Genomic DNA, 26,675 nt, shown 5'->3' on the forward strand with positions numbered 1-26,675 from the left:
TAAAACTTTTACGACTAAAGCTCCAAAATTAAACTCACATGGCGGTTCAAGATGTACAAACGTATTCTTATAAAGACATTTTCTCATTGAGCGTAGTTGATTTTGAAGAAGCTTGTGTGGTAAATCAACCGGAGCAAGTGAACTCGTATAGAATTTTTTGGATCAAAGAAGGAAGAGGTTCCTATAGTATTGATTTCAATTCATATGAGTTTGATGGTGAAGTATTGTTTTTTTTATCACCTGGTCAGGTATTTTCAGTAAGTTCAGAAAAAATAAAAGAAGCGTATCAGATTTCTTTTGTGAGGGATTTTTATTGCATACAAACCCATGACAAAGAAGTATCCTGTAATGGAGTACTATTTAATAATATTTACGAATCTCCTTTTGTAAAACCCAATAGAGGGGAAAGTAAAAAGTTAAATAGCATACTTACAAATCTAATTGAAGAATTTCAATTAGAGGATACTGCACAGTATGATATGTTACAAGCTTATCTAAAACAATTTATTGTGCATGCCGTACGTATTAAAAAAGAGCGAGATGTATTAAAAGATGCTACCGAAACAAAGCTTTTTAAAGATTTTAGTGTGTTGGTAGACCTTAACTTTAAAGCAGAGCATTCCGTAACATATTATGCAGAACGTTTAGGACTTTCTCCTAAATCATTGACGAAGCATTTTCAAAAAATAGGAGCACAGACACCAAGTGACTTTATTAAGAATAGGGTTATTCTTGAAACCAAACGTAAATTGCTCTATTCAGATGATTCTGTAAAGCAGATTGCCTATGATTTAGGGTTTAATGACCCGGCTTATTTCACACGATTCTTCACAAAAGCGGTTAATAAATCACCGCTACAGTTCAAAAAAGAGTTGAAAAACTAAGGATGTCCAACCCTTAGGAACTTTTGTCCATTTTCTTGCCTTAGTATCCATCGCATCTTTGTATCAGAATTAAAAAACAATAGTTCTTGATGTAAATCAAGATTTCATATTAACTGTCATTCCTGCGAAAGTAGGAATCTAAAACAAAGAATTATGGATATACAATTAGATCAAAAAGACTTTCAAACAACAATTGAAAATAATAAGAATGTCCTTATCGATTTTTATGCAGATTGGTGTGGACCATGTCAAACCTTACTACCAACAGTTCACAAGTTGGCAGAAGAGTTTGAAGGAGATGTAATCATTAAGAAGGTAAATGTGGATCAGAATCAGGAATTAGCGACGGCTTTAGGAGTTAGAAGCATTCCCACCTTAGTACAAATAACTGATAGTAAAGAAGTAGGTCGCATAGTAGGCTTAGTTTCAGAAAATGATCTAAGAAATAAGATTAATGAACAAAAATCGGCTTAAGTATGAAGAATTATAAACAATGCCCGAACTGCTGGGGATATCAAGAATATGAGAATAGCAGTTGTCAACAACAAGTAAATAATAAATAATAGTAATAATCATTTTAAAAATTTAGAAATAATGAGCACAAGAATTGAAACATTAAACCCAGAAACAACTACAGGTGAATCAAAAGAATTGTTTAACGCAGTTAATAAAAAATTAGGTTTTATACCTAATCTTATTAAAGTATTTGGTAATTCACCTGCAACGTTGAAAGCCTATTTATCATTAGGAGAAATAACTGGAAGTGGTAATTTTAATGCAAAATTTAGAGAGCAGTTAGCTTTAGCTATAGCAGAAGAGAATAGTTGTAATTATTGTTTATCTGCACATACTGCAATTGGTAAAATGAGTGGCTTAACAGATGAACAAACTGAGCAAAACCGGCAGGGCATCTCTGATGACGCTAAGACACAGGCGGGATTAAAATTTGCGCAGCTGGTTACTAAAAATAAAGGTGTAGTGAGTAATGAAGAATTACAAGCCGTTAAAAACGCAGGCTATACAGATGGTGATGTATTAGAAATTGTATTAAACGTAGTTTCGAATACACTAACGAACTATGTAAATCACATTGCAGAAACAGAAGTTGATTTTCCTAAAGTAGAAGCTGGAAGATTTGCTGTTACGCAATAAACTATAAATCATGAGTGCCATTAATTTGGCACTCAATTAAAAAATTTAGAAATCATGGAAAATCAAATCAAAGAAGGACTTAAAGATTTAAAACAACTATTAGGAAAAGGGCAGTTTTTGGAAGCTATGCATAAATACTTAGCTGATGATGTTGTATTACAAGAGGCAAATAATGAACCTAAAGTAGGTAAAGACGTTTGTATTAGAGCTGAAGAAGAGTTACTGGCTGATGTAACAGAGTTTATAAGATATGATGTTAAAAATGAATCTGTATCAGGAGATGTTTCTTATTACGAAGCAAGTATGGAGTTTAAAACAAAAGATGGCCAACATCATAAATTTGAACAAGTAAATAGAACGCAATGGAAAGATGGTAAGATTATTAATGAGCGTTACTATCATGCTTAAATAATTTGAGATTGTATATTGAGGTTAAAAGTGAGCTTTGGCTCACTTTTTTAGTTTACCATTTTCTTAACAAAGGCGGGTTGCAAAATTGTGTAACTTTGACTAAAATCAATAAAATGAAAACACTAACAATCCTTTTTACATTACTATTTACGCTTCAATTAATTGCTCAAGATAAAGAGCAAGAAATGAAAGATGTTACTCAAGCAGCTTATAACTATATAGATACTTTTTATAAAGCCGATACCACATTAGCGTATAAAAGCGTACACAAGGATGTGCGAAAAGTAGGTTGGTGGTTTGATAAGAAAAAGAATACATATAGCGATAATCTAGAAATGCCTTTTGATAAACTTGTTGCCTTGGCAAAAAAATGGAATGTAAAAGGCGATAGAGTGAAATCGGATAGCCCTAAAAAGGTTAAAGTACTAGAAATATCAGATAAAATTGCAGTTGTAAAAGTAACTGCTGAGTGGGGTATAGATTACTTGAACATGGTAAAAACAGATGATGGCTGGAAAAGTATTAATATCGTTTGGCAATCAAAACCAAAGTTTTCTTTGAATGATTAATTGACTCCTGCCAATTCTCTCGCCCAGTTTACAATAATCATACTAATATCATCTTCCCATTTGCCGGATTTTCCTTCAAAAGAATTTTTAGGTGATTCATGTATGGTATTCCAATGGTCCAATCCAGGATATTCATGTAAAATATGATCTGTATGTCCATTTTTTTTGAGAACATCTAGTATCATTTTATTGTCAAATGATGACATGATCCAATCATTTTCACCTCGCATAATTCGCACAGGAACTTTTATTTTTTCCCATTCTCCAACAAGGTTATAATCCTGTAATTGCTGGTAGTATTTCATAGGTCGCCCATACATGTGCTGTCCACTATGATAATTGAACTCTGATAAAGCGGGATATTCATTTACAATCTCTTGATACGATTTTTTTTGAATGAGCATGCCGTAATATAAAGGAATATAATATTTGTTCATTTTCTCAACAATTTCAGATTCAGTATTTCCACTCATTTCACGAATTCTACGTTCAATCTCCAGCATATGTTCAAACCAAGTCTTAAAAAAAGTACCATCTGAGATTATTCCGGCAAGATTAAATTCATTAGCAAGCATAGGTGCTAAAGCACTACCCATACTGGATCCATAAACAATAATTTTTGAAGTATCAACATAGGGTTTTGATTTCAGATACTTGATGGCAGCCTTAAATCCGGAAATATCAGTATGAAAATCACTTTTGGAACAATCGCCGTCACTGTCTCCTACACCAGGTTTTTCTATACGCATGACGACCATGTCTGTTTTTTGTACTAAATCCCTAATGACTCTTGCCCAGTTGCTTTTGGCGTTTGGGGTGAGCTCAATACTAGAACAACTTAAACCACCAATCAAAATAACGGCAGGCTGTTTACCTTTCTTTTTTGGTTTTGTTATAATAACCCGTTGTGTGATGCCATAAGAACTGGTTACTTCTTCATAATAAGTTTCTAAATCTTTATGATTTTCTTTAGGTATAGCTTTTAATTGTACATTTTTTTGAATTAAATCAGAACCTCTCAATGCTTCAATTTGAATTGGATTCGCAGCTCTGAGTCCATAAGTGATTTCAGTCCAGATTTCATCATCTTTTACTAGAATGCCGTCTACTTTTATGATAATGTCATTAACAGATAACCCTGATTTTTCCAAGGGACTCCCTTTTTCAATTGAAATAATTTTTGCACCAGGTGTATTATTTTTAGGACTGCTGATTCTGGCTTCCCATGAGGCTCTCCTTTCTAATTTTTGGGAAAATCCAACATTAAATAAAAAATAAAACAGAAGAAATAAAAAGATTGTTTTTAAAGAGATGTGTAGCATAATTCTTAGTTCTTTTTTAAGATTTCTTTAAAATTAGAATCATTATTTTTACCTAAATCATAAATTATACAAAGGGCCTTGATTATTATACAAAAGAGCGTATTCAAATGATTTGATTTAAATAAAATTGTGCATGTTTTCAGATCGGTTTTACATCTTCAATTCAAGAATAGCCATCCATATACTTTTTTGGGTAATTTATTATCTTTTTTTTAGTTTTATTTGGGCTACAAATCAAGGAGGTTTAAAAGCATCTTTTTTTCTTGAGTTCATTTTACTTCCTATTCGTATAACGGCGGTATATGTAACAATTTATTATTTGCTCCCTAAATTTTTAATTGAAAAGAAGTATTTAAAATTTCTCCTTGGTTATGCTATTTTGATTTTAATTGCTGCAGTTTTACAGCGTATTTTTATTCATTTCTTTTATGAAGATTTGTTGCAAAAAGTTACTACTCAAGAACTGTTTAGTTTCAAGATGTTATTGAGGGCTACGGTTCTAATAAATACAACCGTATTTTTAGTATTAAGCCTTAAAATATTTCAGTTGTTTCTTGTTGAAAAGGAGAAAAACGAAACGAAATTATCAAATTACTTAGAAATTAAGGCCGATAGAAGAATGCACCGTGTAAAAATGAATGAAATATTATATGTTGAAGGTCAAGGTAATTATACTACCTATCACTTAAAAGATAGTTCAAAGATAACAGCCTACGGATCTATTAAAAAGGCGTTACAGAGTTTACCAGAAAATTTTATAAGGATACATAAGTCATATATAGTTAATAAGAATCAAATCAGATCATTTGATGCAAATACTGTTGAGGTAATGAATCAATTAATACCTAGAGGTAAAAGTATTCAGGATGATATTTTACTAAAGAATTAAAACCTTCTATGACCGATTCATCAATTCTTCAATCTCTTCAGCTTCAATTGGAATATTTTGCATCAAGTTAAAAGGTTCACCTTTTGGCTGAATAATAACATCATCTTCTAAGCGAATACCAAAACCTTCATCTGGAATATAGATACCCGGTTCTACTGTAAAGACCATATTAGCTTTCATAGGCTCTGTAAGAATACCATAATCATGTGTGTCTAAACCAATATGATGTGAAGTACCATGCATAAAATATTTTTTATAAGCTGGCCAGTCTTTATTTTCGTTTTTCACGTCCGCTTTATCTAATAAACCTATTCCTAATAATTCAGAAGTCATAATCTTCCCAACTTCTACATGATAATCTGCCCAATCTGTGCCTGGTATAAGCATTTTTGTGGCCTCGTTCTTTACTCTTAGCACGGCATTATAAACTTCACGTTGGCGCTTGGTGAATTTGCCTGAAGCGGGAATGGTACGCGTCATATCACTACTGTAGTTGGCATATTCTGCTCCAACATCCATTAAGATGAGGTCACCGGGTTTGCATTCTTGATTGTTTTCAATATAGTGTAATACATTGGCATTATTTCCTGATGCTACGATTGGTGTATAGGCAAACCCTTTAGAGCGATTTCTCAAGAATTCATGCATATACTCAGCTTCAATTTCATATTCCATGACGCCTGGTTTGGTAAAATTGAGCACACGTCTGAATCCTTTTTCAGTAATATTACAGGCTTTTTGCATGAGATCAATTTCTATCTGATCTTTGACAGAACGCAAGCGTTGTAAAATAGGATTGCTCTTTGCAACCGAATGTGCGGGGTACTTTTCTTTTAACCATTTAGTATAACGATCTTCACGAGTCTCAGTTACTACAGAAGCTCTATAATGTTCATTGGTGTTAATATAAACCGTATTACACTGGGTCATTAATTCAAACATGATCTTTTCCATGTCTTGCAACCAATACACGGTTTTAATGCCACTAGTTTCAAATGCTTTTTCTTTGGTCAGCTTTTCACCCTCCCAAACAGCAATATGTTCATTGGTTTCTCGTAAGAATAAAACTTCGCGGTGTTTTTCTTTTGGACAATCAGGGAATAAAACCAGAATACTTTCCTCTTGATCAACACCGCTCAAATAAAAGATATCACGATGTTGCTGAAAAGGCATGGTACTGTCAGCACTTATAGGGTAGATATCATTAGAATTGAATACAGCTAAGCTATTGGGCTTCATTTGTGCCATAAAGTTCTTTCGATTTTTTATAAAGAGTTTGCTGTCTATTGGAAGGTATTTCATACTATATAAAATTTGAATCATTCAAAAATAATGAAAGAAAAACGGAATGATTCAGCCAAATGGCACTATTTTATTTCATGGCGAATTCTACTCATATGTCTATTTGATATCCCTAAAAAAGATGACAAATAATGAAGTGGAACTTCTTGTAATAGTTTAGGTTCGTTTACCAATATTTTTTTATACCGTTCTTCGGGACTCAAAGTCAATAAATCAATGCGGTAATCATCAATCAAAAAAATCTGATTTTCAATAAGGTTATAATAAAATGTATAGAATACCCCATTATGCTTTAAAAGATGGTTAAAAGTACTTAAATCTACTACTAGTAAGTGGCAATGACTTAATGCTTTAATATGTTTTCGTGAAGGAATTTGATGTAAAAAACTTTTTAAAGCAGAAGTACATGAATTTTTTAAAGCTAAGTAAGTAGTTTTTTCCTCACCTGAAATGGTAATAGCGTGCTGTAAAATACCTTGTTGTAAATAACAGAAATATTTGCAAATAGAGCCTTCCTGAACAAGTAAGTCATCCTTTTTAAGTTCTAAGACTTGAAAAGAATCAATGATTTGTGAAATTTCAGACTGTAATGATTTGTCCTTTATAATTTTGGAAAGATAGGTTTCAAAATTATCTTTCATAGTAGTTTTTCTTAAGTGAATAATCTAATATATGAAATAAAAAAAGCACTCGTTTACGAGTGCTTTGATAATTTTTGGAATTAGCTAGATTATTTGTTCATAGCATTTTTAATCATACCTACTATGGCCATGATAACACCACCACCAACACCACCACCAGCAATACTTCCAATGATTCCTCCTAAATCCATTTCGCCACCACCTACATCTAGACCTAACATTCCTAAGAGTTGCCCTCCAAGTCCACCTCCAAGAATTCCTAAAACAGAATTCCATAAAGTACCCATAGAGAATTTTTTCATGAGAGATCCAGCCAGGTTACCACCTGCGGCACCACTGACTAATTGTACGATTAATGGGAGTAAATTTTCCATAAAGAATAAAATTTTTCGGTTAACTTGTTATAAATTAACGAAATAAATATGGATATAACAATTATACTTCCTTTTAATTAATAAAAATTTATTCTAAAGAATGATTCAATAAAGTTCATTAATTTCGTTAAATGAGCCTTAAAGTAATCCTCCTTTTGATTGTCATAACTATAATGACAGGCTGTTCATCAGCGCTAAAGACTTCATATAAAAAACTATCAAGACCAGAAAAAAAATGGGTAATTTTTCATGTATTTAAGGCAAAACGGGCTTATCAAATTTCTAAGGAGGCCGAAAGCGTTAAAGATTCTATTGGTAAAATTGGAATTGTTGGAAATGACAATAACGCAGGACAACTAGATGCTTTTAAGCATAGTTACTGGATGGCAAGACTCACACAAGGTATTGGAAAACGAGCTGCATTGAGCCTCGGAAAAGCGCATGAAAAAGGAAACTATCAAAGCTTTAAAAAACGACAATTAGAAGATGGATTTTTACCAGATAAACCATCCACTGAAATGGATTTATATAACAATCGCATTGGAATTTCCATAGGCAAAAGATTCAATAACCTTTTAAAAAGTGAGCTAATAGAAATGGTTATTGACTCTGTAAAAGAAGGTAAAATGAGAATCTTATTAAAAGATGAAAATGATCATTTTTTAGATTGTACTCAAAAAAGGATACCACCTGACTCCTTAAAAATTAAGTGGAATACAAAGAAGTGTTTAGTGCCATCCAATCGAATGTCATTGTGAAGCAAGTTTTAATTTTCTGTAGCAATCTCTTTATTAAGAACAGATTACTTTGTCGTTTTTCCTCCTCGCAATGACCTTATTCTTCCTTCAACTCCTTATAATTTTTGAACAAGGTTAAGTTTAAATCTTCAATCTGTTTTCTATACTTTGACCAATCATTTTTATAAAATTCATTAATTGGTTTCATAGCTGCATCTACTTTTTCATTAGCATTTTTCATCGCATCTTTTTCTGTTTTTCCGGGCATTTTTAAAAGCGACCACACGTAGCGTCTTGCTGTTCGAATAAATAGCATAGGTGTGGGTTCCGGATTGCGAGTAATACCTTGTCGTTTATCTTCTTTACCAATCATACCGTCTATTAACTTACCAATAGATTTTGTGATGGAATCTGTTGCTTTGATTGCATCCTTGTATTGATCTCCTTTCTGTTTTTTTAATTGTATTTTATAGGAGCTTGCAATCTTTTTTGATTCTTTTAACTGTTCTACTGCTTTTCCTGCTAAGGCTGTTTTTTTCTCAAGGTCTTTTAACAAATCATATTTAGCTTTTAAAGTAATTATTGGCATATCAACTCTAGGGTCATAGGTAACAGAAATAGCCGTAGAATCTTTGGCTTTCCCAAAGTGAACCACTACTTTATAGGTGCCTGGTAATACGGTTACACCACGTGGTTCAGGAGCATTCTTTTTGACTACTTTTCGCGATGGACCTTGTACACCTTTCTCACTCAAACCCCAATACATACGGTGAATTCCATCCTCTTTTGGCGCTTTTTGTTTTAAAGTACGAATGAGTTCATTATTAACATCATAGATTTTTACAATTAGTGAATCACCTTTCTGTGCTGTTGATTTTTTTTCATCTTTTTCGTCCATATCCTTTTGTTCAGACTTAGTTTTTTTGATAGCATAACTAATCATCGCTCCGCGTTTACGGTTTTCACCATTGAACATAGCATTACCACCAAATCGTGTTCCTAGAGGTTGTTGAATCTGATTGATATAAGCTTTAGGTGCATCAAAAACTTTTAGGGTTTTGCTGAGCTCACTAGTGCCATTTTTGGCTAATGTTCTTAAAGGACGAATATCATCAAGCACATAAAATGAACGACCAAAAGTACCGATAACCAAATCGTGTTCACGAGGATGTATGCCTAAATCCATGGTAGGTACTGACGGATAACCTTCTGTCCATTTCGTCCAATTCTCACCTTCATCAATTGAGAAATATAATCCGTTTTCTGTTCCTAAAAACAATAGATTTTTTTCAACGGGATCTTGAATTAATGAAAGCGAATACCCAAATGTCTCGTCTTTTTTATCCAAGAGGCTTTCCCAAGATTTTCCATAATCTCTGGTTCTAAATAAGTAAGGTTTGAAATCAAAATTTCTATAGTTGTTTACTACGGCATAGGCTTCACCTGCATTAAAAGGTGATGCTTTAATTTGTGCTATCCAACTTCCTTTTGGAAATGTTTTATTTTTTGGTGTTACATTGACCCAAGTATTTCCACCGTCACGAGTCAGTTGAATCAAACCATCATCTGTGCCTACCCATAATAGTCCTTTTTCAAGCTCTGTTGGTGTAATGGCCAAAATAGTTGTATGGTTTTCGGCACCTGTTGCATCCATAGTCATACCACCACTTTCATGTTGTTTTTGTTTTGATTTGTCATTAGTTGTCAGATCAGGTGAAATGATTTCCCATTCATGTCCTTTATTTGATGATTTGTGCACAAACTGACTCCCAAAATAAATGGTTTCATTATCGTGAGGATCTAAGGCAATGGCTGAATTCCAGTTGAAACGCAATTTCACTTCTGGATCTGGATGCGTAGGGCGCACAATTTTTCCATTACCTGTTTCACGATCATAACGTACCACAAATCCTTGTTGTGACATGCTATAACCATAACGTGAATCTTTAGGGTCTGGTACTACATCAAAACCATCACCAAAGGAGATCTCTTGCCAATAAGCATTTCTAATTCCTTGTGCTTTTAGAACATACGCAGGGCCCGCCCAAGAACCATTGTCTTGCATGCCTCCGTAAAGATTGTATGGGTATTCCATATCATAGGCAATATGATAGAACTGCCCTACGGGTAAGTTTTCAATAAAACGCCATGTTTTTCCTCGGTCTTTGGTAATGTTTAGTCCACCATCATTACCATCAATCATGAAATTCGGATTCTGAGGGTGAATCCACCAAGCATGATGGTCAGGATGCACGCCCACATTTGTATTATATGCAGGCATTAATCTTTTGAATGATTTGCCACCATCTTCACTTACATTAACATAAGTAAATACACTGTATAGCCTGTTTTCATTTATTGGGTCTACAAAAATATCTGAGTAATAAAATGGCCTATTGCCAATGCCCGGTTTATCATTGACTTTTTTCCAAGTATTACCGCCATCCTCTGATTTATAAAGCGCATTTTTTTTAGCCTCAATTAAAGCATATATAATATTTGGGCTACTTGGTGCGATACCTATACCAATTCTCCCTAAATTCCCTTTTGGTAATCCGTCTTCATTAGTTTTTTTAGTCCAGTTTTCACCACCATCGTAGGTAATATATAATCCAGAACCTTCTCCACCAGAATTGAATGTCCATGGTTTACGTCTGTGCTCCCACATAGCAGCTATTAGTTTGTTGGGATTGCTTGGATCTACTACCAGGTCGGCAGCACCAGTTTTGTTATTTATGAATAGTATTTTATTCCATGTCTTTCCACCATCAGTAGTTTTAAACACTCCACGTTCAGGGTGTTCTCCCCATGGCGAACCTATAACTCCAACATATACCGTATTAGGATTATCACGATCTATAATAATCCTATGGATATTCCGTGTTTTTTTAAGCCCCATCGACTTCCAAGTCTGACCACCATCCAAGCTTTTATAAATTCCGTAACCACCATTTAATGAATTACGTGGATTTCCTTCACCGGTACCAACCCAAATAACATCAGGATTACTCTGCTGAATAGCAATGGATCCAATTCCCTGTAAAGGCTGTTCATCAAAAATAGGTTTCCAGTCAATACCACCACTTTCAGATTTCCACACACCACCAGACGCAGCACCAACATAGATAATATCAGGGTTGTCATGAACCACATCTACTGAGGTAATACGACCACTCATACCGGCCGGACCAATGGCACGTGGCTTCATACCTTTTAATTTTTTAATATCTATTTGTTGTGCAAATAAGGTGGAACCGATAAGCGCGAAAAGGAAAAATATTTTTTTCATTGTTGAAGGTTGGTTAAAAGAGCAACCAAGGTAATTTGATTTTTATTGAAAACCAATTTTTTAACAAGAGCGTAACATGAGTTACACTTCTTAGACTCATAGATCAGAGATACATTTTTAGTATATTGCAGTTTCTTTAATGAACCTTTTGGTTTACAAATTCATGTATAAAATCTTAGCCAAATATTTTCTTGCCCTTTTTTTTCTTTTTGTATCTTTTTTAAGTTTTAGCCAGGCTGAAATTCCACCAAAACCATCTAAAGCAACAAGTGTTTATGATGGTGCTAAACTATTGAATGGCTACGAGGCGCAAGCGCTGGAAAAAAAATTGATTAGTTATGCAGATTCTACCTCTACGCAAATAGTTGTTGTTACTATTTATTCTCTTAACGGTGAGAATATAGCATTATATGCTACGAAATGGGCGCATGATTGGGGTATTGGTCAGGCTGATAAAGACAATGGTATTCTGGTATTAGTAGCAAAAGATGATAGAAAATTATGGATTACAACAGGCTACGGTGTAGAACATTTACTGACTGATAATCTGTCTAAACGAATTGTCACCAATATCATTACACCTGAATTCAAAAAAGGGAATTTTTATGGAGGACTAGATCGTGGCACATCTGCTATTATGCAGATTATGAATGGAGAGTACCAAGAAGCCAGAGACTTTAGCAATGAGAGCGGAGGAATCCCCATATTTTTTATTATTCTTTTCTTTATTATTCTATTGATTATTTTGTCAAATAGAAATCGTAGAGGTAGAGGAGGTGGACGTAGGTATTATAATGATGATAGAGCAACCAGATCAATATTAGAAGCTATTATTTTGAGTAAATCAGGCCGAGGTGGATTTGGCGGCGGCGGCGGTTTCGGTGGAAGTTCTGGAGGTGGCTTTGGTGGAGGCTTCGGGGGGGGAGGATTTGGAGGCGGTGGAGCCGGTGGCAGCTGGTAATGCTAAAGAAGAGTTTGATTGTTTTCTAAAAAAAAATATTAAGTATTACTACAGTCAAGAATCCTGTAAGGGCCAGAATACCAGTCATTGCTGTCCATGTTTTAAAAGTCTGTTTTTCCGTGATCCCCAAATATTGACTTACTAACCAGAAACCACTGTCATTAACATGAGATAAAGCCGTGGCTCCGGCGGCTATGCAAATAACAATAGATGCCAAATCAAAATTAGTATAGGTTCCTTCAGATAAAATTGGAGCTATTAAACCTGCAGCTGTTATCATAGCTACAGTAGCTGACCCTTGAATAACACGAATTAATAGTGCTACTATAAAAGCAAAGAGCAATACCGGAAAACCAATATCAGCTAATGATTCGGCAATCATTTTCCCGGCGCCAGTGTTTACTAAAAATTGTTTAAAAACACCTCCTGCACCTGTAATAAGAATAATCATACCCGCTGGGCCCATAGATTTGGCAGTAATTTTTAAGAGTTGTTCCTTTGAGAACCCTTGACGTATACCAAGCACATACCAAGCAATCATATTCGCAATGATCAATGCAGAAAAAGGATGGCCTAATAATGCAATTGTATTTCTTACCGATAGGTTTGCGATCGGTAAAAGGCCACTAGTCATAAATGTATTTACCAATATTAAAAATATGGGTATGGCAATTATAGATAGAATGACTCCAATTTTAGGGGGATTGGTGTTATTGATTTCTTCCTTTACCATGGTATCTAAAAAAGGAACATCTACGTAAATTTTCTTGCTAATAAATCTTCCATAAAAAATACCACCAACAAGTGCTGTTGGAAAACCTACAATGGCCCCTATTAAAATAACCCACCCTAGATCAGCGCCAATAATATCAGCAACGGCTATAGGTCCCGGAGTAGGAGGAATAAAAGCATGTGTAACCGCCAGACCAGCTAATAAAGGTAAGGCATAAAGAAGTAGTGATTTTTTAGTGCTCTTTTGCAGTGCATAAATAATGGGAACTAATAAAATAAAGGCCACTTCAAAAAATACAGGAATTGCTATTATGAACCCGGCAAAAACCATGGCATAAGGTGCTTTTTTAATACCGAACTTTTCTACTAAAAAATTAGCAATGATTTTAGCACCACCCGACTGTTCTAATATAGCCCCAAACATAGCACCTAACCCAATAACCGTAGCTACAAAACCTAAGGTACTCGCCATTCCTTCTTTAACAGTATCCATAATACTGGTTGGATTCATTCCGGCAATTAGACCAACTAAGATGCTTGAAATGAGCAGAGAAATAAAAGCATGTAGTTTAAATCTAAGTATTAAAAAAAGAAGTACGGCTATACCTATTATGACCGCTAAGATTAGCTTATATTCAATCATTTAGTTGATTTTTTCCAGTTGGTATGATACCATTTTTCTATTGAGTCATCTGTTCTTTGATAAGTATGTGCACCAAAATAATCGCGCTGTGCCTGAATTAAATTGGCGGGTGAATTGGCAGTTTTAAAAGCGTTAAAATAATTTAAAGCGTCGCTTAAACATGGAATTGCAATATCATGCTTTAAACATTCAATAACTAATTGTTTTGTATCTGAAAAATAGTTTTTTAATTGCTTCTTTATTGAAGAGTTTAGTGTTAAATTATCGCTACTTTCAAGGTACTTCACAAAATTTTCCATTAGGCATGATCGTATAATACAACCATTGGTCCAAATACGCGCAATTTCACTTAAGTTTAAATTCCAGTTATAAGTTTTTGAAGCTTGATCAATTAGTTGAAATCCTTGAATATGGTTGATCAAACTTGCAAATTGATAGGCTGAAAATAGAACTTCCTCTTCAACAGAAAAAGAGTCGGAAATTGTAGTTTTATAACTGTTGTTGATTTCTTGACGCAGCTCTTTAAATGATGAAATATATCGCGCAAAAAGAGCTGAAGCAATGAGCGTATTTGGTATTCCCAATTTCGTAGCTGAGATAGTACTCCAATTCCCGGTTCCTTTATTGCCTGACTTATCTACTATTTTATTTAACAACCAATCATCACCTTCTTTTGTTTTGAGAATGTCAATTGTGATTTCTAACAAATAACTATTTGCATTTTCTCGCCAGGTTGAAAGGACTTCGGCAATTTCATCAGGATTCTTACCTGTATTTTTTAGTATTGCATATACTTCAGCAAGTAACTGCATTTCAACATACTCGATGCCGTTATGAACCATTTTTATAAAATGTCCACTTCCATCAGGACCAATAAAAGTACAGCATGGGTTTCCCAAAGTATCTTTAGCAGAAATACTCTCTAAGTAAGGTCTCACTAATTTATAAGCCTCTTTAGTTCCTGATGGCATAATGGAAGGACCTGTTAAAGCACCTTCTTCGCCACCTGAAATACCTGTACCAATGAAATGAATGCCTTGACCTTTAAGAAATTCAATTCTTTTATTAGAATCTTCATAATGAGAGTTTCCTCCGTCAATTAATACATCATTATTAGATAAATATGGAAGTAATTGTTCTAATAGAACATCAACCGTTTTTCCTGCTGGAACCATCAATAAGATCTTTCGTGGTAATTGAAGTGAATCTATAAATTCTTCAAGGTTATCAAAAGGTAACGCTTCTGAAAGTTCATCATATTCCTTGGTTGTATTTTCAGCTATCTTTTCTTCAATTCCTTTTACATGTCTATTGTAAATTGAAATAGTAAAACCATTAGATGCTAAATTTCTGGCTAAGCTTTTCCCCATGATTCCTAGACCTAAAACGCCAATTTCAGATTTATTTGAAAGTTGATCTTTAATAAAGTCAATAATTTTTTGAGGAGATTCTGAAATATCAGCACTTATGGTGTCAATAGGTTGTTCCAAAGTATCAAATTGTGACTGTAATAATGAAGGAGGCATAAAATGATGACGTTCATTTAATCGTTGGTTAATAAGATCAAAATTTCCTTTAAGGTGAATCCATTTCACCTTTGACTCAATATCTTTTTCCAAAAGAGTTCGATAGCTTTTTTTTAAAGCAGAGCAAGCAATGATACAAGAGTTATTTTTAAGGTGTTCTTTTGTCAAAGCATTAAGTGTGGTGAGCCAGGGTAGTCTATCAGCATCATTTAAAGCTTCGCCACTTTCCATTTTCATAATATTCTCCATAGGATGGTAATCATCACCATCAAAAAATGGGATTCTCAATTCTTCGGCTAGGAGTTTACCTATAGTTGACTTTCCTACTCCGGAAACGCCCATGATGAAAATGGCAAGAGGTCTTTTAAAGTTCATTTTGTAAATGAAAGCCTTAAAGATAAAAATTTAAAAATGTTTAGAATTCACACAAAGTATTATTTTTTTCTGAAATAGATGACGATGGGTACACCATTGAAATTAAAGTGTTCACGTAGTTTATTTTCAATAAATCGTTTGTATGAATCTTTTACATATTGGGGTAGGTTTGCAAAAAATGCAAATTGTGGTGTGGGGGTTGGTAATTGCGTGCAGAATTTTATTTTGATGTATTTACCTTTAGAAGAAGGTGGAGGATTTTGTTTGATGATCTCTAACATAGTATCATTTAATTTACTTGTAGAGATTCTGTTCGTTCTATTTTTATGAACTTCAACAGCAGTTTCAATGGCTTTAAAAATGCGCTGTTTTGTTAATGCAGAGATAAATAGGATGGGTACATCAGTAAAGGGTGCTATTTCTTTTCTGATCTTTGCTTCAAAGTCTTTGGCAGTGTGATTGTCTTTCTCTACTAAATCCCATTTATTAACCAGAATAACAACACCCTTCTTATTTTTTTCGGCTAACCAAAAGATATTTTGATCTTGCCCTTCAAACCCACGAGTAGCATCTAATACCAAAATAGCCACATCGCAATATTCTATGGCACGTACTGAGCGCATTACAGAATAGAACTCTAAATCTTCTTTTACTTTAGATTTGCGCCGGATTCCAGCAGTATCTACCAAATTAAATTCAAATCCAAAACGGTTGTATTTGGTGTCAATTGCATCACGGGTAGTACCAGCGATGTCAGTTACTATGTAACGATCCTCACCAATTAAGGCATTGATGAATGAAGACTTTCCTGCATTGGGTCTACCTACAACTGCAAATCGAGGAAGGTCATCTTGAATTTCATCTTCTTTTTCAGGCAAAGCTTCAACTAAGGCATCTAGCAATTCACCTGTACCACTTCCGTTGATACTGGCAATAGTATAATATTCACCTAACCCCAAAGAATAGAATTCCACCGCATCATCATTGCGCTTGCTATTATCTACTTTATTGATTGCTAAAAAAACGGGTTTGTCTACTTTTCTGAGGAGGTTTGCCACATCTTCATCCATTCCAGTAACTCCTGCTTCTACATCCACCATAAAAATAATAGCATCGGCTTCATCTATAGCGAGCTCCACTTGTTTGTCAATTTCGGCTTCAAAAATATCTTCTGAACCTCGTACATAACCACCAGTGTCAATAAGTGTAAACTCTTTGCCATTCCATTCAGATTTACCATAATGACGATCACGCGTAACACCACTTACGGCGTCAACAATTGCTTCACGACGCTGAATCAATCGGTTAAAAAAGGTGGACTTACCTACATTAGGTCTTCCTACTATGGCAACGATGTTTCCCATGAAAATTTATTACAGGCTGCAAAGATAACGCATTAACAAGATTATTTATACATTTAATCTGCCGAATAAGATTGAGTATTATGGATTCTTCATTTGAAAGTAAACTAAATAGAATTGTGCTAAAACCACGATTTTCATTTTCTCATAATGAAGAAAAAGAAGATGTGCTAAATAGATTTAAGCAGGCATTTGATAAAGGTGAAAGTGATTTAAGAGGAAAGGTGGTTGGAGATCATATAGTTATTGATGTATCTAAAACTGATGAACATTTATGGTCACCACAATTACAGTTAGAAGTGGAAGAACAGAAAGATAAAACCTCTACCATAAAAGGTTTGTTTGGCCCTAAGCCACAATTGTGGACACTCTTTATGTTTATTCATTTTGGTGTTGCACTGGCCTTTGCAATTTTTATTACTATGCTCTATACAGATTGGAGCTTAGAGAAAGACTATTCTTTATCACTAACACTTACAATTGCCATGCCTATATTATGGATACTATTTTATCTTTTTGGAAGATGGGGTAAAAAGAAAGGGCATGTCCAAATGGTAGAATTAGATGATTTTATGAGGGAGATATTGAGTAATTAAGCTTTATTTTCTTACTAGTTCAAATTCTGCGGGCTGATATGGAATTACGATTTTTGTAGTAACTCCAAATTCTGAGTTATAAATGTCAAATTTAAAATCATCTTTATATAAAGTTTTTAAACGCTCAATGGTGTTTAATATTCCCATACCATTTTTTTTAACTGAACTAGAAGGTTTTACTAATTTTTTACCGTTATTTTCTACAATAAATATTATTTTCTTTTTTTTCTTTAAAACTTTTATTGAAACCTCAAGTTTTATATTTTCTTTTGAGTATCCATGCTTAATGGAATTTTCCACAATTGGCTGTAAAAGCATACTAGGCACCAAAACATTTTCTAGGTTTGACTGAACACTAATATCAATTTTTAAATCATCGGAAAACCGAGTTTTCTTAATTCTTAGATATTTTTTGAGGAATGCTACTTCATCTTGCAATTCAATTAAATTCTCATCCTTAAGGTCAATAATTTCTCTTAAAAGGTCACTTAAATCAACTAACATTTCTTGAGATTTATTTTTATCAATATTAATTAAAGCATGGATTCCATTAAGAGTATTAAATAAAAAATGTGGTTGCAATTGAGATTTTAATGCACTCATCTTAACATTACTCAGCTGATTTTCTAGCTGTAATTTTTGAGTTTCAAATTGCATTTTTTCATTAAAGTAATAATAGGCATAAATGACACTTACTAAAGATAAATAGACTAAAAAATTTAAATCAAGTACGGAGAAATATCTTGTTAAATTAAAATCAAAGCTAATTGAATTTAATTTAACAGTCCCAATTAAAATGCCAGTTATTGTCGATAACGCAAAAACAAAAATTCCAATAAAGAAAGATAGAAAGAAATGAATCAGCATGATATAAGACCATCGAATCTTTTTAGAAATCATAAGTTTAGTTGAGATTGCAATTAATGTTATAAATGCCATCACATAAATCCAGTCATATACATGTGCATTAATAATTAGTTTATCCCAATTCCAGTTTTGAAATCTATATCCATTTATTTTTAAGTAACAATTTTTACAGAAGGAGATTAAAGATATTAAAGCATAAACAAGACCAAGAATTTTCAACAATTTGAAATCTAAATACTTTTTCATTTTAGATACCCATTTTATTTAGAAAGTCTTTTTTATAACTTTTACTTATTCTAAATTGCTCATTATCATTCATTTTCACATCTAATTCACCATAATTTGAGCTAATCACTTCATTTACTTCTTTGATATTTATAATAGTTGACCTATGAATTCTAATAAAATTATTTGGATTTAACCCTTCGATAAGATTGCGTAGGGGTTCACGCAGCAAATGTTTTTTACTATTAGTATAAATTTCAGCATAGTAGCCTGAAGCTAGTATATATTTAATATGTTTAGTATCAATAAATGAAACTTTATTACCTAGTTTAATTGGTAATCTTTCACTATTTGGTTCATTTCTTTCTTTAGGATTTCTAATAAAATCCATTAGTTCTTTCAATTTATTTTCAAAACTATAAGAATGTTTCTTTTTTATTATTTCAATAGCCTTATTAGTTGATGAATAGAAACGATCATCTTTATATGGTTTTAATAAGTAATCAAAAGCAAAAAAATCAAAAGCTTTTAGTGCATACTCATCAAAGGCTGTAACAAATATTATAACTGGTTTTTCCTTTACAGAAATTTTTTCTAAAACATTAAACCCAGTCATATCTTTCATTTGAATATCGAGAAATATTAATTGTGGATTAACAGAATTAATTGTTGATACAGCTTGTTTCCCATTTTGGCATTCATCGATAACATCAATTTCATGCACTTCTTGCAACAAATTTTTTATCCGCTGTCTTGCTAAAGATTCATCATCAATTATTAGTGTTGAAATTTTCATAACATTCTAAAGCAGTTTATTAAAGATTTGAAATATCGTTATTTTCAAATGAAACTTATTTTGAGTGTTAAATATTTAAATCAAAATTTTAACATTTTAATTCAATATAAATATATTTCAATTCAAAAAAATACATTTTTAGTTCTTTATATTCTAATTCTTTAAAACTTTTTGTTTTTAAAAGAGTAGGATAGTTAATGATATGTCTAAAATGAATTTTTAATATCAAAAATTAATGTTTTTACATCATGAAAAAAGCAAGTCGCTTCACACTTAAATAATTGACCTTAAAAGCTTGATACTTTAGCTCCATACTATAAACTAATTTAAATATTTATTTATGAAGCGAATAAGTGCAACTATAACGATTCTAATGGTTTTCATGTCATTTTTTGAATCGTTTGCGCAGGAAAAAGCTATCAGGGGTATTGTTACAGATAATTCCGGTCCTTTACCTGGGGTCAGTATTGTGATTAAAGGAACTACTTCTGGAACTGAAACAAATTTTGACGGTAAGTATTCTATTATTGCTAACGAAGGTGATATACTGGTGTTTAGTTTTGTCGGAATGACTACTCAGGAACAGGTCGTAGGGTCATCTAATACAATTAATGTTGTTTTAGAATCTGGCAATGTACTTGATGAAGTGGTTGTAACGGCCCAGGGTATTAAAAGAGCGAAAAAATCTTTAGGATATGCCGTGACCGAAGTGAAATCAGATCAACTTGAGCAAAGAGCAGAGGGGGATGTCGCTCGGGTGTTAAATGGTAAATCAGCTGGTGTACAGATAATACAGCAAAGTGGGCTTTCAGGTTCAGGTACGAATATTGTAATTAGAGGGCAAAATTCTTTTAGCTCTAGTAATCAGGCATTATTTATTGTTGATGGTGTGCCATTTAGTACAGATACTAACTCTGCTGGTAGAGGTGGTGACAGACAAGATTTCATTAATGGTAATAATGGCTCAAGTAGATTTTTAGACCTTGACCCAAATTCAATTGAAAGCGTTAGTGTATTGAAGGGGTTAGCCGCTGCAACATTATATGGGTCTGCAGGTAGAAATGGGGTCATTTTAATTACTACCAAAGCTGGGGCATCTGGTAATGTGAAGAAGAAGACCGAAATTACCATAACTTCTTCTTTTTTCTTTAATGAAATAGCATCTTTACCAGATTATCAAGACGAATATGGTAATGGGTTTGATCAGAATTTCGGATGGTTTTTTAGCAACTGGGGGCCGGCATTTCGAGAAGAGGGTGCTGCAGGTTGGGGTAATCAAGATGCTATTAACGGTGTTGATTCAGGTACTCCTGGGTTTCTTCAGCATCCTTTTTCTACAGCAAATGCCTCAACAGGTATTCCTGCAGCTTTTCCTGAATTTGCGAATGAATTGTATGAGTGGCGGCCCTATAATAGTGTTGAAGATTTTTTTAATACGGGTACAGCTGCAAACGTTTCCTTCAATATTCGTGGTGCTTCGAATGATGGTAATGTATCTTATAATGTAAATTATGGTTATCTAGACGATCAAGGTTTTACACCTAATAATAAGTTAAGAAGAAATACATTGGGCATTGGTGGGCGTGCTAAATTATCAAATAAGTTCACTGTTAGTGGTACTTTAAATTTTGCACTCACCGATTTTGTGTCACCTCCCGTAGCCCTAAGTCAAGGGGATGGTTCAACAGGAACAGGGTCTTCAATTTTTGGACATCTTTGGTTTACTCCGCGTAGCGTAGATGTTTTAGGTTTACCTTTTCAAAACCCATTAACTGGTCAAAGTGTTTACTATCGTCAAAATAATAGTATTCAACATCCATTGTGGACATTAAATAATGCAGAGTCAAGCCAAGAAACAAATCGTGTATTTGGCAATGTTGCATTACAGTATGAGTTAAGTGATAAACTGAATTTATTATATAGGGCTGGAGTTGATGTATATAATGAGAATAATACAAACTTCCAGAATAGAGGGGGTATTACAGGTTTTGTGAGGTCAGATTCTGGATTTTATGAGACTTGGAATAATAAGAATACCATTTGGGATCACAACTTGACTCTTACAGGAAATTATGAGATAATTGATAATATCGGTGTAACTTTCAATTTAGGAGCAACAACTAGAAGAGAAGTGTTTGATCAGAATGGTGTTGCTAGCGATGGTCAACAAGTGTTTGGAGTATTACGCCACTTCAATTTTGCAAATCAAAACGAAATTCAATCTTTCTTTGAAAGAAATATTGTGGGTTTATATGCACAGGCTGAATTGGACCTCAAAAATTATTTATTCTTAACATTATCGGGAAGAAATGATTGGGTGTCTAATTTTTCAAAAGATAATCGATCTATCTTCTATCCAAGTGCAAGTATTTCATTTATACCTACGCAAGCTCTAGAAGGACTTAGAAGTGAAAATGTAAACTATATCAAATTAAGAGCAGGTTATGGCACCTCAGCAAATTTTGGTGATCTCGGATTCCCAATAGCAAATACATTATTCTTAGATACTCAAGATAGCCAAGATAGCTCTACCTCAAATGTGGTATCTAATACAACAGGTTCAATTTTGGGTAATCCGGATTTAAAACCAGAATTACTCACTGAAATTGAAGCGGGTATTGAGGCGAGATTATGGAAAAATAAAATAACCTTAGATCTTTCAGCTTATTTAAGATCTACAGAAGATTTAATAATTAATAGACCTTTAGACCCGGCTACAGGATTCTCTTCAATTAGAACTAATATTGGAGAAACAGAGACTAAAGGCTTAGAAATTGATTTAGGTATTAATTGGATTAAAAGCAATAATAATAGTCTAAATTGGAATACTAATATAAACTTTACAACTTACAAATCTGAAGTAATAGATCTTGGTTTAGATACAGATTTGGTAGTATATTCTGGTTTCAGTAATCTTGGTAATGCAGCTATTGAAGGTGAACCGTTAGGTGTAATCTTTGGAGGTCAAATTCAAAGAGATACCAACGGAAATCCTGTGATTGGATCAGATGGATTTTATGTTCAGGACCCTAATGATGGTATTATTGGTGATCCCAATCCGGATTGGGTAATGAATGTTAGGAACACTATTTCTTACAAAAATTTCACACTAGGTTTTCAATGGAATTATACACAAGGCGGTGACATATACTCTTCAACAATTGCTACACTCTTAGGTAGAGGATTAGCACAAGAAACTGTTGATAGAGAAAACACTTACATCATTCCCGGGGTAGATGTAAATGGCAACCCTAATACGGTACAAATAAACAACTCAGACTTTTATTTTAGTAATGTTTTGAACGGCCCAAGTGAATTACAAGTTTATGATGCTACTGTAATACGCTTACAAGAAGCTTCACTTTCTTATAAGATGCCTAATAAGTTTTTAGATAGAACTCCTTTTGGTTCTTTAACGTTTACAATTTCGGGAAACAATTTATGGTTTGACGCAATCAATACTCCAAAAAGCCCAAATTTTGACCCTAATACTTCAGGCACCGGAGTAGGTAATGGTTTTGGCTTTGATTTTATAAATGGACCTAGTTCCAGAAGATATGGTATGAGCGTAAAGGCAACATTTTAACGAAAAAATAAAAGAACAATGAAAAATATAAATAAATATATTACATCAATTGTATTTGGGTTTGCTTTGGTATTTTCATCTTGTGAGACTACTGAGTTAGATCTTACTGAGAACCCAAACTTTTTAACTCCAAATCAGGCCAACGTTGACTTCTTTTTAAATTCTATTCAAGAAGATTTTGTAAGACAATTAGAGGGTGATGCAGATTTTGATAATAGTGATAATTGGGAAAGTGGTGGTAGAACAAATGGTGATGGCTTATCCTTATTTGGTATGCAACTAACAAGGTTAGTTACATTAAGAGCAAGTAAGCAATATAGTACTAATTATCAAGGTAGTGATAGTGACGACGAATGGACTAATGTATATTTAGGTGTACTCAGTGATATTAGATCTATGATTCCCCTAGCTGAAGCTGCTGATCAAACACACCATATTGGAATTGCACAATTTATCGAGGCTTATTTGATTACAGCAATGGTAGATTTTTACGGAGATATTCCATATACAGAAGCTACTTTTGGAGGGGAGAACCTAAATCCTAAATTAGATGATGGAGCATCAATTTATGATGCAGCTTTGACTTTATTAGATGTAGCTATAGCAAATTTTGAAACTACACCTGTTACAGAACCGGCAGTCGATTTTTTCTATGGTAACGATTATGATAAATGGATAAATGCAGCCAATACGTTAAAGATGCGTTTATACAATCAAAGAAGGTTGGTAGATCCAATGGCAATAACAAGTATTCAAGTAATTTTAGATTCGGGCAATTATATTCAAGACTCAGCAGATGATTTTGAATACAAATGGCCTGCAAGTAGTCCATCAGCACCAGATACAAGACACCCTCGTTATGGTATTAATTATCTAACTACTGGTGCTACTGATTATATGGCTAATTGGTTAATGAATTTGATGGATACAACTGACGATCCTAGAATTCGATATTATTTCTACAGGCAAAATGCTGCAACCCCAGGAGCTGAGGCGGCCCCTGATGAAGAAACACTACAATGTTCTTTACAGACACCACCTCAACACTATATAGATGGAGGGTTTACATTTTGTTGGTTGTCAAACGGATATTGGGGAAGAGACCATCATGATGATGATGGTACTCCACCTGACGGGCTATTAAGGACAACATTCGGTGTGTATCCCGCCGGTGGTAAATTTGATGATGATTCCTTTGCAGGTATAACTGTAGGAGCCGGCGGCGCTGGCGCTGGTATCACGCCTATCTTAACTGCTGCTTGGGTAGATTTTATGCAAGCTGAATTAGCAATGGTGGCTGGAAATACAGCCGACGCTAAAGATTTTATGATTGCAGGTATTACCAAACAAATTGCAAAGGTACAAACGTTTGCAGCTGTAGATTCTGGTGCTGATCTTTCATTTGAACCATCGACGGATGATGTTACTACCTATTTAAATGGAGTTGATGCTGCCTTTGACGCTGCTAATGATACTGGTAAATGGGATATCTTAGGAGAGCAACTATTCATTACCGCATACGCCAATGGTGTTGAGTCTTATAATTTCTATAGAAGAACTGGGTTTCCAACAACATTACAGCCTAGTTTAGACCCAAATCCTGGCGTTTTTATCCGTTCTCTTTTTTATCCTTCGAACGCGGTAAATACTAATTCCAATATTACACAAAAACCTGATCAAACTGTTCCTGTGTTTTGGGATACGAACCCCAGTGCTCCGGTAGCTAATTAATAAATCAAATTAAGAATCATGAAAAAAATTAAATTTTTATTTTTACTTGTTATCAGCTGCTTGACGATCTCTTCATGTAGTGAAGATGATAAAACTATTTCGCTCCTTCTTGACAACGTTGATAGAGGTGTTATTTTAAGAACTGTATTGACTGAAAATACAAATACGAGCTTTAATTTATTTGATACTTCATCATTGTGGTTTGTGACTGTTGAAGCTCAAGGCCCTCAAAATGAAAACCTTGTTTCTGAAGTTCGAATTTTCGCCCAATTTAATGATCTGACTGTTGAAGATGATGCCGTTGATTATTCAACGAATGAAGTAGGACCCGTAAAGACAGTGCCTGCTAGTGGTTTTTCAGAGATTGGGCCAAATGGTTTTCCTAGTGCTAATCTAACTATGAGTTTTGCTGATGCCTTAAGTTTTACTGAAGTAGACATAGATAATTTAGATGGGGGAGATACGTTTACGTTTAGGATAGAATTAGTGTTAACCGATGGTCGAATCTTTACAAATGATGCTTCAGGTACTGTAACCGGAGGTTCTTTTTTTAGTTCACCATTTAGTTACACATCGAGTGTACTTTGTTTTCCACCGCCACCAACAGGAGATTGGGTAATAGACTTGAGGGATAGTTTTGGCGATGGTTGGAATGGAGGATTCATTACGGTGACGATTGACGGAGTAAGTACTGATTATACCTTAGATGGTGGGTCTAGTGGCTCGCAGATAGTAAATGTGCCAGATGGCACAGAATCTTTGGAATTCACTTATACAGCAGGTGGATTTAATGAAGAAGTGTCATTTACAATTACCGCCCCAAGTGGTAACCTAGTTGGAGAAGAATCAGCACCAGCTAATGGTGTGATCGGTCTGAATCTTTGCAACGAGTAAAATTGAAGTAATTTTCATGTTTACTAGAAGCCAGAATAATAATTCTGGCTTTTTTTATATATAAAGAAATTGCTTGATTCTATTTATTGAATAGGTTAATGCATTTTTTAATTCATTCAAATCATACTATATGTTCTTCAAATCATTTAAGAAAATCTTAAGGCATTATCACTGGTTATAAAATATTTTTAACCAAACGCAAAAATTTTACTTATGAGAACTGCAAAATATATGATGGCATTTTTTTTTCTAACAGCTCTTTTCTTGAATTTTAGCTCAGATAAAAGCATCTATGAAATTGATAAAGGACATACTTTTATTCAATTTGGGGTAGAACGCTTTATGGTTGGTGAAGTAATAGGTCAGTTTAAAGAATTCGAAGGAGATATTATCATGAATAGAAACGATATCTCTTCTTTAAAAGTGGACATGATCATCAAAGCGAAAAGCCTGGATACAGGTCATAGATTAAGAGATAGTCATTTAAATGATAAAATTTGGTTAGATACAGAGGCATACCCCGATATCAAATTTAAATCTACCAAGGTGTCGAAGAATCGTGAGAAATTTATCATGGAAGGAGAGCTCACCATTCGTGGAATAACGAATGAGGTATCATTTCCAATAATTGTTATGGGGCCTTTTCAAGATCCAACAAAAAATACTACTATCGGTATTAAAGCTGACTTTACAATAGATAGAACCGATTATGGAATAAAATTTAATAAGATCATGGATAACGGATCGCTCTTTATAGGAAAGGATGTCAATATTAAAATAAGAGCATTAGCCGGTATTCAAAAATAACTTTC

At 33.9% G+C, this 26,675-nt stretch carries 23 protein-coding genes; 13 read left to right on the forward strand and 10 right to left on the reverse strand.

The window, feature by feature from the left end; all coding sequences use genetic code 11:
- The first annotated feature begins 38 nt into the window (after positions 1-38).
- The 5 genes from AC1EU5_RS02685 (at position 39) to AC1EU5_RS02705 (ending at position 3,016) form a co-directional block, all read left to right on the forward strand.
- Complete coding sequence (locus AC1EU5_RS02685; RefSeq protein ID WP_480190804.1) at positions 39-884, forward strand: helix-turn-helix domain-containing protein; 846 nt, start codon at positions 39-41, stop codon at positions 882-884.
- Between the two features lie 153 nt (positions 885-1,037).
- Entirely contained in the window at positions 1,038-1,358 is a 321-nt protein-coding gene (gene trxA, locus AC1EU5_RS02690) for a thioredoxin (RefSeq protein ID WP_480190805.1), read from the forward strand.
- A gap of 120 nt (positions 1,359-1,478) precedes the next feature.
- Complete coding sequence (locus tag AC1EU5_RS02695) at positions 1,479-2,036, forward strand: carboxymuconolactone decarboxylase family protein (RefSeq protein ID WP_480190806.1); 558 nt, start codon at positions 1,479-1,481, stop codon at positions 2,034-2,036.
- 54 nt (positions 2,037-2,090) lie between these two features.
- The gene (locus AC1EU5_RS02700; RefSeq protein WP_480190807.1) at positions 2,091-2,444 is read left to right on the forward strand and encodes a hypothetical protein; all 354 of its coding nucleotides are present in this window, start codon (positions 2,091-2,093) and stop codon (positions 2,442-2,444) included.
- A 116-nt stretch (positions 2,445-2,560) separates the two neighbouring features.
- Positions 2,561-3,016 (forward strand): nuclear transport factor 2 family protein, encoded by a 456-nt coding sequence (locus AC1EU5_RS02705; RefSeq protein WP_480190808.1) that lies wholly within the window; start codon positions 2,561-2,563, stop codon positions 3,014-3,016.
- Here the strand turns inward: AC1EU5_RS02705 and AC1EU5_RS02710 are convergent.
- Positions 3,013-4,338 carry a PDZ domain-containing protein gene (locus AC1EU5_RS02710; RefSeq protein WP_480190809.1) on the reverse strand — a complete coding sequence of 442 codons (1,326 nt, stop codon included), beginning with the start codon at positions 4,336-4,338 and terminating at the stop codon, positions 3,013-3,015. The two genes, AC1EU5_RS02705 and AC1EU5_RS02710, sit on opposite strands and share 4 nt — an antisense overlap.
- A 133-nt stretch (positions 4,339-4,471) precedes the next feature.
- On the opposite strand from AC1EU5_RS02710, the gene AC1EU5_RS02715 reads away from it, so the two are divergent.
- Positions 4,472-5,227 carry a LytR/AlgR family response regulator transcription factor gene (locus AC1EU5_RS02715; protein ID WP_480190810.1) on the forward strand — a complete coding sequence of 252 codons (756 nt, stop codon included), beginning with the start codon at positions 4,472-4,474 and terminating at the stop codon, positions 5,225-5,227.
- Between the two features lie 6 nt (positions 5,228-5,233).
- On the opposite strand, the gene AC1EU5_RS02720 is transcribed toward AC1EU5_RS02715, so the two are convergent.
- From AC1EU5_RS02720 to AC1EU5_RS02730, 3 genes are all read right to left on the reverse strand, one after another.
- On the reverse strand, positions 5,234-6,529 hold the full coding sequence (locus AC1EU5_RS02720; RefSeq protein ID WP_480190811.1) for an aminopeptidase P family protein: 1,296 nt from the start codon (positions 6,527-6,529) through the stop codon (positions 5,234-5,236).
- A 65-nt stretch (positions 6,530-6,594) separates the two neighbouring features.
- Positions 6,595-7,170, reverse strand: a complete 576-nt coding sequence (locus AC1EU5_RS02725; RefSeq protein WP_480190812.1) for a Crp/Fnr family transcriptional regulator — start codon at positions 7,168-7,170, stop codon at positions 6,595-6,597.
- Positions 7,171-7,259: 89 nt separating this feature from the next.
- Positions 7,260-7,544: a hypothetical protein gene (locus AC1EU5_RS02730; protein ID WP_480190813.1), complete on the reverse strand. Its 285-nt coding sequence runs from the start codon at positions 7,542-7,544 to the stop codon at positions 7,260-7,262.
- A gap of 131 nt (positions 7,545-7,675) precedes the next feature.
- Here AC1EU5_RS02730 and AC1EU5_RS02735 point away from each other — a divergent pair, with 131 nt between their 5' ends.
- Positions 7,676-8,302, forward strand: a complete 627-nt coding sequence (locus tag AC1EU5_RS02735) for a DUF6973 domain-containing protein (RefSeq protein ID WP_480190814.1) — start codon at positions 7,676-7,678, stop codon at positions 8,300-8,302.
- A gap of 76 nt (positions 8,303-8,378) precedes the next feature.
- Here the strand turns inward: AC1EU5_RS02735 and AC1EU5_RS02740 are convergent, their stop codons facing one another.
- A complete protein-coding gene (locus tag AC1EU5_RS02740; protein WP_480190815.1) occupies positions 8,379-11,570 on the reverse strand; it encodes a WD40/YVTN/BNR-like repeat-containing protein in 3,192 nt (1,063 codons plus the stop codon).
- 163 nt (positions 11,571-11,733) lie between these two features.
- On the opposite strand from AC1EU5_RS02740, the gene AC1EU5_RS02745 reads away from it, so the two are divergent.
- Positions 11,734-12,531, forward strand: coding sequence for a TPM domain-containing protein (locus AC1EU5_RS02745; protein ID WP_480190816.1), 798 nt, complete (start codon positions 11,734-11,736; stop codon positions 12,529-12,531).
- A 25-nt stretch (positions 12,532-12,556) separates the two neighbouring features.
- Here the strand turns inward: AC1EU5_RS02745 and AC1EU5_RS02750 are convergent, their stop codons facing one another.
- Genes AC1EU5_RS02750 through der form a run of 3 tightly spaced genes read right to left on the reverse strand, consistent with a single transcriptional unit; the run spans position 12,557 to position 17,171 of the window.
- Complete coding sequence (locus tag AC1EU5_RS02750) at positions 12,557-13,906, reverse strand: GntP family permease (RefSeq protein WP_480190817.1); 1,350 nt, start codon at positions 13,904-13,906, stop codon at positions 12,557-12,559.
- Positions 13,903-15,807, reverse strand: coding sequence for an NADP-dependent phosphogluconate dehydrogenase (gene gndA, locus AC1EU5_RS02755; RefSeq protein ID WP_480190818.1), 1,905 nt, complete (start codon positions 15,805-15,807; stop codon positions 13,903-13,905). Before gndA ends, AC1EU5_RS02750 begins: the two co-directional genes overlap by 4 nt.
- A gap of 59 nt (positions 15,808-15,866) precedes the next feature.
- Positions 15,867-17,171: a ribosome biogenesis GTPase Der gene (gene der / locus AC1EU5_RS02760; RefSeq protein ID WP_480190819.1), complete on the reverse strand. Its 1,305-nt coding sequence runs from the start codon at positions 17,169-17,171 to the stop codon at positions 15,867-15,869.
- An 80-nt stretch (positions 17,172-17,251) separates the two neighbouring features.
- Between der and AC1EU5_RS02765 the strand changes: the two genes are divergently transcribed.
- Positions 17,252-17,764: a GTP-binding protein gene (locus tag AC1EU5_RS02765; RefSeq protein WP_480190820.1), complete on the forward strand. Its 513-nt coding sequence runs from the start codon at positions 17,252-17,254 to the stop codon at positions 17,762-17,764.
- A gap of 3 nt (positions 17,765-17,767) precedes the next feature.
- Here the strand turns inward: AC1EU5_RS02765 and AC1EU5_RS02770 are convergent, their stop codons facing one another.
- Both AC1EU5_RS02770 and AC1EU5_RS02775 read right to left on the reverse strand, forming a co-directional pair.
- Positions 17,768-18,877: a sensor histidine kinase gene (locus tag AC1EU5_RS02770; protein WP_480190821.1), complete on the reverse strand. Its 1,110-nt coding sequence runs from the start codon at positions 18,875-18,877 to the stop codon at positions 17,768-17,770.
- Between the two features lies 1 nt (position 18,878).
- Positions 18,879-19,652 carry a LytR/AlgR family response regulator transcription factor gene (locus tag AC1EU5_RS02775; RefSeq protein WP_480190822.1) on the reverse strand — a complete coding sequence of 258 codons (774 nt, stop codon included), beginning with the start codon at positions 19,650-19,652 and terminating at the stop codon, positions 18,879-18,881.
- 340 nt (positions 19,653-19,992) lie between these two features.
- Here AC1EU5_RS02775 and AC1EU5_RS02780 point away from each other — a divergent pair, with 340 nt between their 5' ends.
- The 4 genes from AC1EU5_RS02780 to AC1EU5_RS02795 all read left to right on the forward strand — a co-directional run bounded on the left by AC1EU5_RS02780 (position 19,993) and on the right by AC1EU5_RS02795 (position 26,670).
- On the forward strand, positions 19,993-23,238 hold the full coding sequence (locus tag AC1EU5_RS02780; protein WP_480190823.1) for a SusC/RagA family TonB-linked outer membrane protein: 3,246 nt from the start codon (positions 19,993-19,995) through the stop codon (positions 23,236-23,238).
- An 18-nt stretch (positions 23,239-23,256) separates the two neighbouring features.
- Positions 23,257-24,969: a SusD/RagB family nutrient-binding outer membrane lipoprotein gene (locus tag AC1EU5_RS02785; RefSeq protein WP_480190824.1), complete on the forward strand. Its 1,713-nt coding sequence runs from the start codon at positions 23,257-23,259 to the stop codon at positions 24,967-24,969.
- Between the two features lie 18 nt (positions 24,970-24,987).
- On the forward strand, positions 24,988-25,863 hold the full coding sequence (locus AC1EU5_RS02790) for a hypothetical protein (protein WP_480190825.1): 876 nt from the start codon (positions 24,988-24,990) through the stop codon (positions 25,861-25,863).
- Positions 25,864-26,076: 213 nt separating this feature from the next.
- On the forward strand, positions 26,077-26,670 hold the full coding sequence (locus tag AC1EU5_RS02795; RefSeq protein WP_480190826.1) for a YceI family protein: 594 nt from the start codon (positions 26,077-26,079) through the stop codon (positions 26,668-26,670).
- Positions 26,671-26,675: the final 5 nt, after the last annotated feature.

It is taken from the genome of Maritimimonas sp. 2405UD52-3, assembly GCF_056591715.1.

Coding starts and splice junctions, on each gene's coding strand:
- AC1EU5_RS02685 (WP_480190804.1), top strand. CDS start 39: ATGGCGGTTCAAGATGTACAAACGTATTCTTATAAAGACATTTTCTCA.
- trxA (WP_480190805.1), top strand. CDS start 1,038: ATGGATATACAATTAGATCAAAAAGACTTTCAAACAACAATTGAAAAT.
- AC1EU5_RS02695 (WP_480190806.1), top strand. CDS start 1,479: ATGAGCACAAGAATTGAAACATTAAACCCAGAAACAACTACAGGTGAA.
- AC1EU5_RS02700 (WP_480190807.1), top strand. CDS start 2,091: ATGGAAAATCAAATCAAAGAAGGACTTAAAGATTTAAAACAACTATTA.
- AC1EU5_RS02705 (WP_480190808.1), top strand. CDS start 2,561: ATGAAAACACTAACAATCCTTTTTACATTACTATTTACGCTTCAATTA.
- AC1EU5_RS02710 (WP_480190809.1), bottom strand. CDS start 4,338: ATGCTACACATCTCTTTAAAAACAATCTTTTTATTTCTTCTGTTTTAT.
- AC1EU5_RS02715 (WP_480190810.1), top strand. CDS start 4,472: ATGTTTTCAGATCGGTTTTACATCTTCAATTCAAGAATAGCCATCCAT.
- AC1EU5_RS02720 (WP_480190811.1), bottom strand. CDS start 6,529: ATGAAATACCTTCCAATAGACAGCAAACTCTTTATAAAAAATCGAAAG.
- AC1EU5_RS02725 (WP_480190812.1), bottom strand. CDS start 7,170: ATGAAAGATAATTTTGAAACCTATCTTTCCAAAATTATAAAGGACAAA.
- AC1EU5_RS02730 (WP_480190813.1), bottom strand. CDS start 7,544: ATGGAAAATTTACTCCCATTAATCGTACAATTAGTCAGTGGTGCCGCA.
- AC1EU5_RS02735 (WP_480190814.1), top strand. CDS start 7,676: ATGAGCCTTAAAGTAATCCTCCTTTTGATTGTCATAACTATAATGACA.
- AC1EU5_RS02740 (WP_480190815.1), bottom strand. CDS start 11,570: ATGAAAAAAATATTTTTCCTTTTCGCGCTTATCGGTTCCACCTTATTT.
- AC1EU5_RS02745 (WP_480190816.1), top strand. CDS start 11,734: ATGTATAAAATCTTAGCCAAATATTTTCTTGCCCTTTTTTTTCTTTTT.
- AC1EU5_RS02750 (WP_480190817.1), bottom strand. CDS start 13,906: ATGATTGAATATAAGCTAATCTTAGCGGTCATAATAGGTATAGCCGTA.
- gndA (WP_480190818.1), bottom strand. CDS start 15,807: ATGAACTTTAAAAGACCTCTTGCCATTTTCATCATGGGCGTTTCCGGA.
- der (WP_480190819.1), bottom strand. CDS start 17,171: ATGGGAAACATCGTTGCCATAGTAGGAAGACCTAATGTAGGTAAGTCC.
- AC1EU5_RS02765 (WP_480190820.1), top strand. CDS start 17,252: ATGGATTCTTCATTTGAAAGTAAACTAAATAGAATTGTGCTAAAACCA.
- AC1EU5_RS02770 (WP_480190821.1), bottom strand. CDS start 18,877: ATGAAAAAGTATTTAGATTTCAAATTGTTGAAAATTCTTGGTCTTGTT.
- AC1EU5_RS02775 (WP_480190822.1), bottom strand. CDS start 19,652: ATGAAAATTTCAACACTAATAATTGATGATGAATCTTTAGCAAGACAG.
- AC1EU5_RS02780 (WP_480190823.1), top strand. CDS start 19,993: ATGAAGCGAATAAGTGCAACTATAACGATTCTAATGGTTTTCATGTCA.
- AC1EU5_RS02785 (WP_480190824.1), top strand. CDS start 23,257: ATGAAAAATATAAATAAATATATTACATCAATTGTATTTGGGTTTGCT.
- AC1EU5_RS02790 (WP_480190825.1), top strand. CDS start 24,988: ATGAAAAAAATTAAATTTTTATTTTTACTTGTTATCAGCTGCTTGACG.
- AC1EU5_RS02795 (WP_480190826.1), top strand. CDS start 26,077: ATGAGAACTGCAAAATATATGATGGCATTTTTTTTTCTAACAGCTCTT.